The 14,522-nt window shown below is 64.3% G+C and carries 12 protein-coding genes; 9 read left to right on the top strand and 3 right to left on the bottom strand.

All coding sequences use genetic code 11. The features are described from left to right. The first annotated feature begins 12 nt into the window (after positions 1–12). From ppk2 to TZ03_RS04170, 6 genes are read left to right on the top strand one after another with little or no spacing between them, the layout of a single operon-like run. Positions 13–831: a polyphosphate kinase 2 gene (ppk2, locus tag TZ03_RS04195; RefSeq protein ID WP_051095945.1), complete on the top strand. Its 819-nt coding sequence runs from the start codon at positions 13–15 to the stop codon at positions 829–831. A gap of 36 nt (positions 832–867) precedes the next feature. Beyond that, complete coding sequence (locus tag TZ03_RS04190) at positions 868–2,049, top strand: monovalent cation:proton antiporter-2 (CPA2) family protein (protein ID WP_051095943.1); 1,182 nt, start codon at positions 868–870, stop codon at positions 2,047–2,049. Positions 2,050–2,088: 39 nt separating this feature from the next. Then, entirely contained in the window at positions 2,089–3,186 is a 1,098-nt protein-coding gene (locus TZ03_RS04185) for an AI-2E family transporter (RefSeq protein WP_051095941.1), read from the top strand. 13 nt (positions 3,187–3,199) lie between these two features. Beyond that, entirely contained in the window at positions 3,200–4,720 is a 1,521-nt protein-coding gene (locus TZ03_RS04180) for an efflux transporter outer membrane subunit (protein ID WP_051095939.1), read from the top strand. After that, positions 4,717–5,814 (top strand): HlyD family secretion protein, encoded by a 1,098-nt coding sequence (locus TZ03_RS04175; protein WP_051095937.1) that lies wholly within the window; start codon positions 4,717–4,719, stop codon positions 5,812–5,814. Before TZ03_RS04180 ends, TZ03_RS04175 begins: the two co-directional genes overlap by 4 nt. Continuing rightward, positions 5,804–6,814: a DUF2955 domain-containing protein gene (locus TZ03_RS04170; protein ID WP_051095935.1), complete on the top strand. Its 1,011-nt coding sequence runs from the start codon at positions 5,804–5,806 to the stop codon at positions 6,812–6,814. Before TZ03_RS04175 ends, TZ03_RS04170 begins: the two co-directional genes overlap by 11 nt. 117 nt (positions 6,815–6,931) lie before the next feature. On the opposite strand, the gene TZ03_RS04165 is transcribed toward TZ03_RS04170, so the two are convergent. After that, positions 6,932–8,644, bottom strand: a complete 1,713-nt coding sequence (locus TZ03_RS04165) for a SulP family inorganic anion transporter (RefSeq protein ID WP_051095932.1) — start codon at positions 8,642–8,644, stop codon at positions 6,932–6,934. A 169-nt stretch (positions 8,645–8,813) separates the two neighbouring features. On the opposite strand from TZ03_RS04165, the gene TZ03_RS04160 reads away from it, so the two are divergent. The 3 genes from TZ03_RS04160 to TZ03_RS04150 all read left to right on the top strand — a co-directional run bounded on the left by TZ03_RS04160 (position 8,814) and on the right by TZ03_RS04150 (position 13,052). Then, positions 8,814–9,320, top strand: coding sequence for a sigma-70 family RNA polymerase sigma factor (locus TZ03_RS04160; protein ID WP_051095930.1), 507 nt, complete (start codon positions 8,814–8,816; stop codon positions 9,318–9,320). Then, entirely contained in the window at positions 9,317–10,264 is a 948-nt protein-coding gene (locus tag TZ03_RS04155) for a FecR domain-containing protein (RefSeq protein WP_051095928.1), read from the top strand. Before TZ03_RS04160 ends, TZ03_RS04155 begins: the two co-directional genes overlap by 4 nt. Before the next feature lie 385 nt (positions 10,265–10,649). Continuing rightward, a complete protein-coding gene (locus TZ03_RS04150; protein WP_051095926.1) occupies positions 10,650–13,052 on the top strand; it encodes a TonB-dependent siderophore receptor in 2,403 nt (800 codons plus the stop codon). A 73-nt stretch (positions 13,053–13,125) separates the two neighbouring features. Here TZ03_RS04150 and TZ03_RS04145 read toward each other — a convergent pair whose 3' ends face one another. Further along, complete coding sequence (locus TZ03_RS04145; RefSeq protein WP_051095924.1) at positions 13,126–13,854, bottom strand: amino acid ABC transporter ATP-binding protein; 729 nt, start codon at positions 13,852–13,854, stop codon at positions 13,126–13,128. After that, the gene (locus tag TZ03_RS04140; protein ID WP_051095923.1) at positions 13,851–14,513 is read right to left on the bottom strand and encodes an amino acid ABC transporter permease; all 663 of its coding nucleotides are present in this window, start codon (positions 14,511–14,513) and stop codon (positions 13,851–13,853) included. The genes TZ03_RS04145 and TZ03_RS04140 overlap by 4 nt, the downstream gene beginning before the upstream one ends. Positions 14,514–14,522: the final 9 nt, after the last annotated feature.

The following is a 14,522-nucleotide window of genomic DNA, read 5'->3' as shown; positions in this document are numbered from 1 at the left end:
CGGGAGAGTGCCATGTCGAAGTCGTCCAGGAAGAAGGACCCCAACGACCAGCCGGAAAAGCTGGGCGGCAAGGCCTATGAAAAGGCGCTCAAGCAGCTGCATGTAGAGTTGGTGAAGCTGCAGGAATGGGTGGTGGCCAAGGGCCTGAAGGTATGCATCGTCTTCGAAGGCCGCGATGGCGCTGGCAAGGGCGGGACCATCAAGGCCATTACCGAACGGGTCAGCCCACGGGTGTTCCGCGTGGTGGCGCTACCGGCACCGACCGAGCGGGAAAAGACCCAGATGTACGCGCAACGCTACCTGACTCACCTTCCCGCTGCGGGCGAGGTGGTGATCTTCGACCGCAGCTGGTACAACCGCGCTGGCGTCGAACGGGTGATGGGCTTTTGCACCGAGGAACAGGCCACTAAGTTCCTCGCGGTGATACCGCTGTTCGAAAAGATGATGGTCGAGTCGGGGATCATCGTCATCAAGTACTGGCTGGAGGTCAGCGCCGAAGAGCAAACCCGCCGCCTGCAGGACCGCATCAACGATGGCCGCAAGCTGTGGAAGCTGTCGCCGATGGACCTCAAGTCGTATACCCGCTGGGATGACTACACCAAGGCCCGCGACGATATGTTCGCCGCCTCCGATTCGTCCTGGGCACCGTGGTTCATGGCCCACTCCGACGACAAGCGCCGTGCCCGGCTGAACATCATCAGCCACCTGCTGACGCGCATTCCCTACAAGGACATCACCCGCGACGAGGTAGTGAAGTTGCCCAAGCGCGGCAAGATCGGCAAGTACCGGGCCGTGGCCTACCCGTTCAAGGTCGTCGAAGAGCGTTTCTGATCCCCTCCCTGCGGGGAGTCGCGAGGGTGCGAACCTATGCCACATGACGGCAGCTTGTTGCAGGCGACGGTGGTGTTCCTGCTGGCTGTGGTGCTTCTGGTACCGCTGGCGCAGCGGTTGAAAATGGGGGCGGTGCCGGGCTACCTGCTGGCCGGCATCCTGATCGGCCCCTCTGTGCTCGGCCTGCTCGACAACCCGGACAACGTGGCGCGGCTGTCGGAAATGGGCGTCGTCATGCTGTTGTTCGTCATCGGCCTGGAGCTGTCGCCGCAGCGTCTGTGGACCATGCGCCGGGCGCTGTTTGGCGTCGGGTCGTTGCAGGTGGGGCTGACGGCGGTGGTGTTGGGCCTGCTGGCGTATTTCCTGTTCGGCCAGCCGAAGGCGGCGGCGATCGTGCTGGGCCTGGGGCTGGCGTTGTCATCGACGGCTTTTGGTTTGCAGGTACTGGCCGAGCGCAAGGACCTGGGCAAGCCACACGGCCGCCTGTTGTTCCAGGACATTGCTGCCATTCCATTGATCGCCGTGGTGCCCCTGCTCGGCGGCGATGTCAGCACCGCTGACGAAGGTGCCTGGCCACTGCTGGCGGTGGCTGTCGGCGTTGCTGGGTTGATTGTCTTTGGCCGCTATCTGCTGACCCCGGTGTTCAAATGGACGGTCGGTTCGGGCTTGCCGGAGCTGTCGACCGCTACTGCCTTGCTGGTGGTGCTTGGTACCGCCTGGGTGATGGAGCATGTGGGCGTGTCGATGGCCTTGGGGGCCTTTCTTGCCGGTGTGCTGATGGCCGAGTCGCCCTTTCGGCATGAACTGGAAACCCAGATCGAACCGCTCAAAGGGCTGTTGCTGGGGCTGTTCTTTGTCGGTGTCGGGATGAGCGCCGACCTGCGCCTGTTGTTCGGCATGCCGCTGGTGGTGCTGGGGCTGACCCTGCTGCTGGTCGTCATCAAGCTGCCGCTGCTGTATGGCCTGGGGCGCACGGCCGGCGGGCTCAACCAGGCCCAGGCGCTGTGCCTGGGCGTGGTGCTGGCATCTGGCGGCGAGTTTGCCTTCGTGGTGTTCAAGCTGTCGCTGGAGCATCAGGTGCTGACACAGCAGGTTCACGATCTGCTGGTGCTGGCCATCACCTTGTCGATGGCGCTGGTGCCCTTGGTAATGATGGCTCTGGCGCGGCAGTTGCGTGACGACAGCCCAACCCAGGCAAGCCCTGAATCGGGTCAATGAATCGCGCCATACGGCGCATCGAGCGTTCGGAGGTGCAGCATGCAGCCGGGTATCAAGCTGGACAGCAGCCTGTCGCGAGGCTTGCTCGATGTACTCATCAAGGCCGGCCTGGTGGCCGCACTGGTGATATTTGCCTTCCAGACGTTCCAGCCGTTCCTGGAGTTGATGCTGTGGTCGGTGATCCTGGCGGTGACCTTGTACCCGCTGCACTGCCGCATCCAGCGCCGTACCGGGCTCAAGCAGGGGTATGCGGCAACGCTGGTGGTGCTACTGGTGCTGGTCGTGCTGCTGGTGCCGATCTACCTGGTGGTGATGTCCATCGGCGAATCGGTGGACAGCCTGGTGACATTGCTCAAGAGCGGCGCCTGGAGCGTGCCGGCACCTCCTGACTCGGTGGCGGCCTGGCCACTGATAGGGCCGAAGGTGCATGCCCTCTGGTTGGCAGCCTCGGAAAACATGGCCAGCGTGCTGAACCAGTGGATGCCCCAGCTCAAGGGCGCCGGGCGCACGGTACTGGGTGCTGCTGCCAGCGCTGGCGCAGCCTTCCTGCTGTTCATCGGTGCGATCATCATTTCCGGGGTGATCATGGCCTTCGGTGCACGCGGCGAAATCGCGGCGCAGCGCATCGCCATGCGGGTTTCGGGCGAGGAGCGGGGCAAGCCGCTGGCCAAGCTGTGCACTGCCACCATCCGTGCGGTGGCCCAGGGCGTGATCGGCATTGCCTTCATCCAGATGCTGCTGATCGGTGTCGGCTTCGTGATCAAGGGGGTACCAGGGGCCGGGATGCTGGCCATCGTCGTCCTCATGCTGGGGATTGCCCAGGCCCCTGCCACATTGGTCACGGTGCCGGTGATCATCTATGTGTTCAACGCCGAAGGCTTCACCGTGGCGACCATCGTATTCGCCATCTACACCTTTGTCGCCGGGCTTGTCGACAACGTGCTCAAACCGCTGCTGCTGGGGCGTGGGGTGGACGTGCCAATGCCGGTGGTGCTGATCGGGGCGCTGGGCGGCATGGTGGTCAAAGGCATCATCGGCCTGTTCCTCGGCCCGGTGATCCTTGCTGTCACTTACGTACTGTTCTGGCAGTGGGTGGCGTTGCAGGTGCCGGAGAACCCCGTCGAGCCGGCAGCCTGAGCCAAAGCCTGCCATGCCTGGACGCGCCTGTGGCCATGTATTGAGCCTGGCTGTCACATTGGCCGGCTGTACCCAGGTCGGCCCGGACTTTCAGCCGCCGCAGGCCCCATGGCTGAGCACCTGGAGCACGCCGTTGCTGGAACAGGCGGGGCAGCATGCCGCGGCGCCCGACCTGCGCCAGTGGTGGGCCGTGTTCGCCGACCCGACCCTGGATGCCTTGATCGTCGAGGCCGACGCCAACAACACCAACCTGCGCGTGGCCGGCCTGCGCATCGCCGAAGCCCGTGCCCAGCTGGCCATCGTGCAGACCGGGCGTTATCCACAACTGCAGCAGATCCGCGCCCAAAGCCTGTACCTGAAGCAGGACCAGTCTGGCACTGCCAGCGCCCGCGACTCGGTGTTCTGGCAGTCCAGTGTGGGTTTCGACATCGGCTGGGAAGTGGACTTCTGGGGGCGCTTCAGCCGTGCCATCGAGTCGGCCGATGCCGTTTACTTCGCCTCCCAGGCCAATTACGCCGATGCCATGCTGCTGTTGCGTGCCCAGGTCGCCGACACCTACTTTGCCCTGCGCACCGCCGAGGCGCGGCTGGCTATCGCCGAGGAAAACGCCCGCCGCCAGGCCCGCAGCCTGGAGATTACCGAACGGCTGTTCCGTCATGGCGAGAACGACGAACTCGACTGGCAACAGGCACGTACCCAGTACCTGGCCACCCAGGCCACCATCCCCGAGTTCCAGAACCAGCTCAATGCCCTGCGCAACGTGTTGTGCTCGTTGCTGGGCCGGCCGCCCGGGCCGCTGCCGCAGCTGGACGCACGCCATGGCCAACTGCCGTTGCCCGATCGGGCAGTGCTGCAGGAGGTACCCGCCAGCCTGCTGCAACGCCGCCCGGATATCCGCGCCGCCGAACAGGCGGTGGCGGCGCAGTCGGCGCTGGTCGGGGTGGCCGAGGCCGATCTTTATCCACAGCTGAGCCTGCTGGGCAGCATCGGCTGGAGCTTCGTCTCGGCCAGCCACCTGCCCGATACCTTCGATATCGCCGCCGGGCCGAGCCTGATCTGGAGCCCGTTCGACCATGGCCGGCGCAAAAACGCCGTGCGCGTGGAGGATGCCCGCTTGCAGCAACTGATCGAGTTGTATCACCAGAGCGTGCGCGAAGCCGCCCGCGAAGCCGACGATGCTGCCAGCGGGCTGGTGCGCTCGCTGCAGAGCGCGAGCATCCGCGACCAGGCCTCGCAGGCTGCACAGCGCTCGCTGAACCTGGCCAGCTCGCAGTATCGCGAAGGCTTCGCCGACTTCCAGCGTGTGCTCGACGCCCAGCAACTGCTGTTGCAGCAACAGGACGGTTACCTGGTCAGCCGCGGCAATGCCGTCAGCAGCCTGGTGACTTTGTACAAGGCCCTGGGTGGCGGCTGGGATGCCAGCCGCCCCGCGATCGACCCGGCCACCCGCCAGCAGATGCAGCGACGGACCGACTGGGGCGACCTGCTCGACGCGCCAGCCCCCGGCGCACAAGCACAAGGTGAAATGAAATGAGCGACGCTGCACCAACGCCGCCCCCGCCAGTCCCTGATCGCGGCATGCGCTGGGTGCTGCTGCTGATTGCCGTGAGCTTGCTCTGGTACCTGCTGGCCGACCGCTTCACGCCCTACACCCAGCAGGCTCGCCTGCAGGCCTATGTGGTGCCAGTGAGCGCCGAGGTAGCCGGGCAGGTGAAGCGCGTGGCGGTGGGCAACAACCAGGAGGTGCGCCAGGGCGATGTGCTGTTCGAACTGGACCAGGAGCAATACCGCATCGCCCTGGCCCGTGCCGAGGCCGACCTGGACACGGTACGCCGGCAGATCGGCGCCCACACCGCTGGCATCGACTCGGCCCAGGCGGGGCTGGTGGCGGCCCAGGCCAACGAGCGTAAGGCGCGGCAGGATGCTGAGCGGCTCAAGCGCCTGATCGATGAAGACCCGGGGACAGTATCGGTGCGTCGCCTGGAAGGCGCCCAGGCCACCCGCGACCAGGCCGTCAGCCAGGTGGCGGCGGCCCGCGCCGAGGTGGAGCGAGCCCGTGAGCAGCAGGGCGGGGCGCAGGACGACAACGCTCAGTTGCGCAGCGCGGCGGCCAATGTGGAAAAGGCCCGCCTGGACCTGGCCCGCACTGTGGTGCGCGCGGACGCGAACGGGCTGATCACTGACCTGCGCACCGACGTTGGCCACTATGTCGCGGCCGGCAGCCCGATGATGACCCTGATCGCCATCCATGACGTGTGGGTAAGTGCCGACATGACCGAGAACAACCTTGGCCGCCTGCGCCCCGACACCCCGGTGCTGGTGGTGCTCGACGCGTTGCCCGGCACGGTATTGAAGGGGCGCATACGCAGTATCGGCTACGGGGTGAGCGTGGGCCAGGGCACCCCGCCGGGTACGCTGCCGAGCGTGCAGAACAGCCGCGAATGGCTGCGCTCGGCGCAGCGCTTCCCGGTGATCGTCGAGCTGGAGCGTGACCAGTTGCAGGATAAGACCGGGTTGCGGGTCGGCGGCCAGGCCGAGGTCATGGCCTTGCCCAGCGAAGGCAACCCGCTGAACCTGCTGGGCCGGTCGTTCATGTGGCTGATGAGCTGGCTGTCGTATGCCTATTGAGTTACGCCGCCTGCGTGCCCTGCGCCTGGCCTGGGGTGTGGCGTTGTGCCTGGCGGTGAGTTTTGGCATGGGCCTGCCGGTGCCGATCCTGGCACCGGTGTTCGCGGTACTGTTGCTGGCCATGCGCAGTCAGCCATTGCCCCTGCGTGCGGCACCGGCCTTGGCGGTGCTGGTGCTGCTCGCTTGCGGCAGTGGGCTGCTGCTGATTCCGCTGCTGCGGCATGCCCCGGTGAGTGGCGTGTTGCTAGTGGGCGTCGGGGTTTTCCTGACCTTGCGCTATGCGTTGCAGGGCGGCAACGGCCTGCTGGCCAACCTGCTGGTGATCGGCCTGACCATGATCGCCGCTGCCGGCAGCAGTGACTTCACCCTGGCGTTGTCGGTAGTCGAAGCGCTGGCCAAAGGCATGCTAGTGGCGGTGCTGGGTACGGCAGTGGCGCATGCGCTGTTTCCCGAACCGGCCAACGCGCCGTTACAACCGGTACCGCCGCTGCTTGGCAGCGAGCATGTCAGTTGGGTGGCGCTACGTGCCACGCTGATCGTCATGCCGGCGTTTCTGCTGGCGCTGATCGCCCCGGACCAGTACATGCCGCTGATCATGAAAGCGGTGAGCCTGGGGCAGCAGGCCGGTGAGACCCACGCGCGGCATGCCAGCCGCGAGCTGATCGGCTCGACCTTGCTGGCCGGGTTGCTGGCGATACTGATGTGGGGGGCGCTCGGCCTGTTCGTGCACCTGTGGATGTTTTTCCTGTGGGTGCTGCTGTTCGTCTTGTGGCAGGCGCGGCGGTTGTACCAGGCGGTGCCGAACCGGCAGAGCCCGGCCTACTGGGTCAGTTGCCTGACGACCATGTTGATCCTGCTGGGGCAGTCGGTGCAGGACAGTGCCGGCGGGCAGGATGTGTACCGTGCCTTTGCCGTGCGCATGGCGCTGTTTCTGGTGGTGTCGGTGTATGCCAGCGCCATGCTGATCTGGATCGACCGGCGCCGGGCTCGGGCTGCCTAGTATTCTGTGCCGGCCTCTTCGCGGGCACGCCCGCTCCCACAGGGACCGCGCGTTTTTACAGTTCAGCGCCAAACCTGTGGGAGCGGGCGTGCCCGCGGAGAGGCCGCCACAGGAAACCTAAGGCTTCCAGTCAACCCCGCTCTCTTCCAGGTAGGCATCCACCGCTGCACCGACGGTGGGATGAAACGCGTTTTCCCCCATATGCTCGAACAACTCGAACTGCCGCATCTTGTCCTTCACTGGGTCCTTCATCTCGGCAAACTGCAACTCCACCCCCCGCGCCTCCAGCGCACGGTCCAGCTCGGCCAGCATGTCCGCCGAGGTGATGTCGATGCTGGTCACCGGCTCCGCCGCGATCACCAGCCGCTGCACTGGTGTCGGCGATGCATCCACCGCCGCCATCACCGTGGCCTGGAACTGCTCGGCATTGGCGAAGAACAGCGGCGCGTCCCAACGCAGCAGCACCAACCCTGGAATGCGCCGGGCATGGGGGTAGCGTTGCACATCATGGTAGCCACGTGTGCCATCCGCCCGGCCCAGCACTGCATGGTGCGGTCGCCAGCCGTCCCACAGGAACTCGATCACCGAAATCACCACGGCAATGCAGATGCCGGGAATGGCGCCGAACACCGCCACGCCGACGAAGCAGGTGAACGACAACCAGAACTCCCATTGCTGCATGCGGAAGATGCGCTTGAGGTCGGTGATTTCGAACAGGCCCAGTGCTGCGGCGATCACCACCGCGGCCAGGGCGCTGTTGGGCAGATGCTGCATCAGGTTGGGCGCCACCAGCAGCAATAGAGTCACCGCCAGCGCGCCGATGATGCCGGTGAGCTGGGTGCGCGAGCCGGCGGCTTCGGCCACTGGCGTGCGTGACGAACTGCTGCTGATGGGGATGCCCTGGAACAGCCCCGAGGCCAGGTTGGCCACACCCAGGCCGAACATTTCCTGGTTGGGGTTGACCCGCATCTTCAGGCGCGCGGCGTAGGAGCGCGACAGCACACTGGTGTCGGCGAACGATACCAGCGCCACCGCGATGCCGCCGAGCAGTACCTCCACCAGGTCGATATCGCTGACCCAGGGGAAGACCAGGCTAGGCAGCCCCTGAGGCAGCTCGCCGAGCACTTTCACGCCCTGCTGGTCGAGGCCCAGCAGGCTTACCGCCAGCGTAGCCAGTACTACCGCGATGAGGATGCCCGGCAAGCGCTTGAACGGCTTGAGCAGCAGAATCAGCGCCAGGCTGCCGCCACCGACCAGAAAGCTTGGCCAATGGCCTTGGCCGGCGAGCAACGCCTGGCCCAGGTTCCAGATATCCCGCAGCGGGCCCTGGCTATCGCCGGACAGGCCGAACAGTTTGGGCAACTGGCTGATCAGCACCGTCAAGGCGATGCCATTCATGTAGCCATAGCGGATCGGCTTGGACAGCAGTTCGGTGATGAAGCCCAGGCGCAGCAACCCCGCGATCATGCAGAACGCTCCGGCGACCAGGGCCATCATGCTGGCGATGGCGATCGCCCGTTGTGGGTCGCTGGCGGCGTATTGCACCACCACCGCCAGGATCGGCGCGGCCAGCGCCGAGTCCGGGCCCAGCACCAGGATACGGCTGGGGCCGAACAGGGCGTAGGCCAGCAGCGGAATGATGGTGGCGTACAGGCCGTAGATGCCGGGTACGCCAGAGGCTTCAGCGTAGGCGATGCCCACCGGTACCAGCATGGTGGTTAGCACCAGGCCAGCGGCGATGTCCTTGGCTAGCCAGGCGGGTTGATAGTGAAGCAGGGTGACCAGGCCGGGTAGCCAGCGTTTCCAGTCGAAGCGGGGAGTTTCCGGCATGGTACGGGCGCTCGGGGGAGGGGGCTCAGTCATAGCTTAGATGCTGGAGTCGGGGCCGCTGTGCAGTCCTCGGCGCTCTCTAGCCTGATACACGATCCAGTTGGCTATGGCGCTTCCCGCGCCTGGCCTATAAGATGCGACAAATTCTCATTCACCTCTGGTCGATCCTGTGCCTGCATCCGACACCAGCAAGCTGGGTTTCTTTTTCAGCGATCATCACCGCTGGTTGCTGCGGCATGTGCAACGGCAGCTGAGCAACCGCCCGGATGCCGAGGACACGGCTGCCGAGACGTTCTGCCAGTTGCTCGCCGCCCGGGTCGACCCGGCGACCATCGAACAGCCGCGTGCCTACCTGGCCACCATCGCCCGTCGGTTGATCTTCGACCGTCACCGTCGGCGACGTCTGGAACAGGCCTATCTGGAACGGCTGATGCTGTTGCCCGAGGAGCTGGCGCCCTCGCCGGAAGAAACCCACCTGTTGCTGGAAGCCCTGCACGCCATCGACCGCAGCCTTGCCGGCTTGCCGCTGGTGGTGAAGAAGGCCTTTCTCATGAGCCAGCTCGATGGCCTGACCTACGCGCAAATCGGCCGGCGCCTGGAGGTGTCCGAGCGCACGGTTGGCCGCTACATGACCCAGGCCTTGCGCCAGTGCTACCTGAGCGGGGCGCAGCCATGAGCCGCAACACGCTGAGCCCGGCCGCCGAGCAGGCCATCTCGTGGATGGTGCGCCTGCGCTCCGGGCGCGACGATGCCCGGCAACAGGCGCTGTTCCAGCAGTGGCTGGGGCAGGACCCGGCCAACGCCCATGCCTGGGAGCAACTGCAGCGCGGCCTGGGCCGGCACTATGAGGTTGTGCGGCGGGCACCGGGCGCGTTGCGCGATACCTTGCTGCAAGCGGAAGTCGGCCGCCGTGATGTGTTGCGTGGGCTGACCGGGCTAGGCCTGCTGGGCGGCAGCCTCTGGTTTGCCGCCCGCAGCGATAGCGGCCGGGCGTTGACTGCCGACCTGCGTACCGGCACCGGTGAGCGCCGCAGCCTGACGCTGGCCGATGGCAGCCGGCTGATTCTCAACGCTGGCAGTGCGGTGGATGTCGATTTCTCTAGCGGGCGGCGTCTGCTGCGCCTGTACAGGGGAGGGCTGGTGGTGCAGGTGGCTGCGGACCCGACGCGGCCGTTCATCGTGCGCAGCGACCAAGGTGATGTCCGTGCCCTGGGTACGCGTTTTCTGGTCGAGCAACTGGCGGATGCCACCCGTGTGGTGGTGCTGGAGCATGCCGTGCGCGCTTCGCTGCCCAGCGGCGCCGAACTGGACCTGGCGCAGGGGCAGGCGGCGTTGCTGCACGCGAGACGCATCGAGCCGCTGGCTGCCGGCCAGGCCTACCGTGCCGATTGGGTGGAGGGCCGCCTCAGCGTGCTGGACGAGCCTCTGGCGACGGTCATCGATGCCTTGCGCCCGTATCGTCCCGGGCTGATCCGCGTCAGCCCGCAGGTGCGGCATTTGCGTGTGCAGGGTGTGTTCCCGCTGGATGACAGCGAGCGCACCCTGGCAGCCTTGGAAGAGACCATGCCGATCCGTATCGAGCGCTATGGTGCGTGGATGACCCTGATCGATGCGCGCTAGCCGGGCATTGACAGAACCTGGCCAGGGGCCTTGTGGGAGCAATTGTCTTGTATTGCCTGGGCTGGCCTCATCGCCGGCAAGCCAGCTCCCACAGGGATCGCATCAGGGCTGACAGATGCTGTGGCGAGCACCTGGCAACCCTGGTGCCCTTGCCAGAAGCCATAGGATCTCCCACAGGTAGTGCACAGGGCTTGAGGCTGATGCGATCCCTGTGGGAGCTGGCTTGCCGGCGATGAGGCCAGTCCAGGCAATACAAAACAGTTGCCCCCACAGAGTCCGCATGAGTGCTGAGAGTTATTGAATGAAAATTTTTATCATTCGTGTCCGGTTTTTCCCGCTCGTCCCACCTTCCTCCTGACAACAGCAAAAATTCAGGAGTATCCACGTGTTCAAACCCTGGCCCCTCGCCCTTGCCATCGCCCTGGCCGCAGTGCCTACGGCCTTCGTCCGGGCGGAAGGTTCCGCCCAGCAACAGCTGCAGCGTTTCGACCTGCCGGCTGCCAGCCTGGCGCATACCCTCAACGCCATCGCCCGCCAGGGCGGGCAGGTAATGTCCCTCGACCCTGCCTTGGTCGCTGGCAAACAGGCACCCGCCATCCAGGGTGAGATGAGCGCCCTGCAAGCGGTGCAGCAAGCGCTGGCCGGCAGTGGCCTGCAGGCGATCGTTACCGGCAGCGGCACGTTCAGCGTGGTGCCGGCTGTCGACGCCAAGGGGGCGTTGGAACTGGGGGCCACCAACATCAACAGCGTGGGGCTGGGCGAAACCACCGAAGGCTCCGGTTCGTACACCACCGGCGCCGTGACCATCGGCAAGACCCCGCAGTCGCTGCGGCACACACCGCAGTCGGTGACCGTGGTCACGCGCAAGCTGATGGACGACAAGAACCTGGTGTCGCTGGACCAGGTGATGGCCCAGACCACGGGCATCACCCGTGCCAACCGGGGCTATGGCAACCACCATTTCAGCTCCCGCGGTTTCGACCTGACCGACGACAGCTACATGGTCGACGGCGTGGCCGGGCAGGCCTATGCCTACACCGGCTGGATGATCCCCGACATGGCGGTATTCGACCGCGTCGAGGTGCTGCGTGGTGCTTCCGGCCTGCTGGTCGGGGCGGGCAACCCGGGCGGTGCCGTCAACCTGGTGCGCAAGCGCCCGACCGTCGAGCCGCGCTTCTCGGTGACCACCCGTGCCGGTTCCTGGGACAACTACCGCCTGGACCTGGATGCCAGTGGCAAGCTGAACCCGGAAGGCACCTTGCGCGGGCGCATGGTCGCGTCCTACGAGGACCGCGGTTATTTCACCGATGTCAGCAAGTCCAAGCGGCCATTGCTGTACGGCATCGTCGAGGGCGACCTGAGTAGCGCCACCACCGTTGCCCTGGGCTTGCGCCGGCAAACCTCGCGCATCGATGGCTACAGCGTGCTGGGCTTGCCGACCAACCCCGATGGCAGCAATCCGCACCTCAAGCGTTCCACCTTCCTGGGCCAGGACTGGGCCACGCTGCAGACCCGCACCGACGAAGTGTTCGCCGACCTGACCCACCGCTTCAACGACAACTGGAGCGGCAAGCTGGCGCTGTCGCACTCCGAAAGCAGCTACAACCGCAGCGCCATCGAATGGAGCGCAGAGGATACGCTGGAATACGGCAGCCCTACCGGCCCGATGATCAACGACACCAGCTTTCACAAGTTCGACGTCACCGCCAACGCGGTGGACGGCCACCTGGACGGTGACTTCGAAGCCTTTGGCCTGACTCATCAGCTGTCGCTGGGGGCCAACTGGTCCAGGCGCAAGATGAATGACAAGGACGCCACCGTCAGGCTGGACAACCCCATCCCGCTCAATGTATTCGACCCGGACCACAGCATCGTCCCCGAACCTTCGCGGCAGGGCTGGGACTACAAGGACGACACCTTCGATACCCGCTACGGCACCTACCTCAATGCCCGCCTGCACATGACCGAGGACCTGAGCCTGGTGCTGGGCGGGCGTCTGAGCTGGTACAAGACCGAGGCCTGGAACGGCACGCTGAAAGGTACCAATGAACAGAAGCACGAGTTCACGCCCTTCGTCGGTGCGATTTATGACCTGAACAATAACTGGTCCCTGTACGCCAGCTATGCCGACATCTTCATGCCCCAGGCCAGCTACCGCAGTGCTGGCGGCAAGATGCTCGACCCCGCCATCGGTTCCAACTATGAAACCGGCATCAAGGGTGAGTTGTTCGACAAGCGTTTGAACGTCTCCTTCGCGCTGTTCTACATCGAGCAGGAGGACGTGGCCGCCCGCGACTACGCCAACGACGGCAACTGCCCGAATGACGTTGCCGGCCGGTGCTACGTGAACAGCGATGGCATCAGCCGCAGCAAGGGCGTCGAGGCGGAGGCCAGCGGTGAGCTGCTGCCGGGCCTGCAAGTGGCGGCGGGTTACACCTTCAACACCACGCAGTCGGAGAATGGCGGGCCGATCTCGGCGCAAACGCCCAAGCACCTGTTGCGGGTCAATACCAACTACACGCTGCCAGGTGAATGGAACCGCTTCAGTGTCGGCGGCGGCGTGTCGGCCCAGTCCCACTACTACGACGCCTACAACGGCGTGAGCAACAGCGGCCGGGCAGTGTTCGACGCACGGGCGGCGTACAAGCTCGACCAACACTGGACGGTGGGGGTGGATGTGGAGAACCTGTTGGACCGCAAGTACTTCGATTCGACCGGCTACTGGACTCGCGGTACCACCTACGGCACCCCGCGTAGCTACATGCTGACCTTGCGTGGGGATTTCTGACAGGCAGTCGGAAAAACCAAACCCCTTTCGAGCGTGGGCCAGAGGGGTTTGGTGGCATGGCGGCTTACTGCTCTCAGCTGTGAGAAACGCGGCTGAGGAAGTCTTTCATACGCTCGTTGGTTGGGTTGCCGAGGATCTCTGCCGATGGCCCCTGAGCAACGATGTTACCCCCCTCAAGAAACACGGTGCGGTCAGAGACTGCTCGTGCAAAGCCCATTTCATGCGTGACGACGACCATGGTCATGCCCTCTTGAGCGAGACTCTTCATCACGCTTAACACCTCGTCGACAAGTTCTGGATCAAGTGCAGACGTCGGCTCATCGAAAAGGATCGCTTTCGGCTCCATGGCCAGGGAGCGGGCAATAGCCACACGCTGTTGCTGGCCACCTGAAAGTTGAGCAGGGTAGGCATCGTATTTAGTCGCAAGGCCAACCCGGTTCAGCAAGTCCTTGCCACGTTTGCGTGCTTCATCGGCGGGCAGACCATTGACTCGGATGGGGCCCTCGATGACGTTTTCCAGAACGGTTCGATGGGGGAACAAGTTAAAGCGCTGGAAGACCATTCCAACGGATCGACAGATGCCCCTGATGCTTTTTGACTTGCTGTCGACCAAGACCCCTTCAACAGTGATCGAGCCGCTGTCGTACGCCTCCAGTCCATTGATGCAGCGTAATACTGTCGATTTGCCGGAGCCCGAAGGCCCAATCAGGCATACCACTTCGCCTTGTTTGATCTCGATGGTGATTCCCTGCAGCACCTGGTGTTGCCCATAGGCTTTGGTAATGTTCTCAAGCTTGATCATCGTGTGTTCCTTTTGAATTTACGTTCCAGCCAGCCGGCGAACCCCATCAGAGGGAGGCTAAGGCAGAGGTACATCAGGGCGACAAGCGTGAAGATGTTCGCATTGTTGAAGGAAGCGGCTGCGAGAAGCTTACCTTGCATCGACAGTTCAACTACCGTGATGATCGAGGTCTGAGAGGAGTCCTTCAGCATCATGACCATATTGTTGCTGAAGGGAGGAAGCGACACTTTCCATGCCTGAGGAAGTATGACTCGACGCAGGGTCATCGTTCGGCTCATGCCAATGGAATGCGCGGCTTCGTTTTGGCCCGTATCAATGGACTCGATACCTGCTCGAAAGACTTCGGACATATACGCCGAGTAGGTTAGCCCGAGGCCCAGGAAACCCGCTTGGAAGGCGCTGAGTTCAACGCCGAATTCCGGCATGACGAAGTACAGATAAAAAAGAACCACGATGATCGGGATACCGCGGATCGTATTGGTGAAAAGCCGGGCGGCGTGGGCAAGCGGTTTGATTCCGCTTACCCTCAATATCGCCCAGAACAGGCCGAGCAACGTGGCGATGACCAGGGTGCAAAGCGTGATGGCAATGGTTGTCCATACCCCTTCCAGAAGAATGGGGAAATACTCCACTGCCTGGGTGAAAAAACCTTCGAACATGGTATCTGT

This window comes from Pseudomonas sp. 10-1B (assembly GCF_000935045.1).
Taxonomy (GTDB): Bacteria; Pseudomonadota; Gammaproteobacteria; order Pseudomonadales; family Pseudomonadaceae; genus Aquipseudomonas.
Note: the sequence above shows the minus strand (reverse complement) of the source record. Positions and strands in the feature narration are given on the sequence as shown.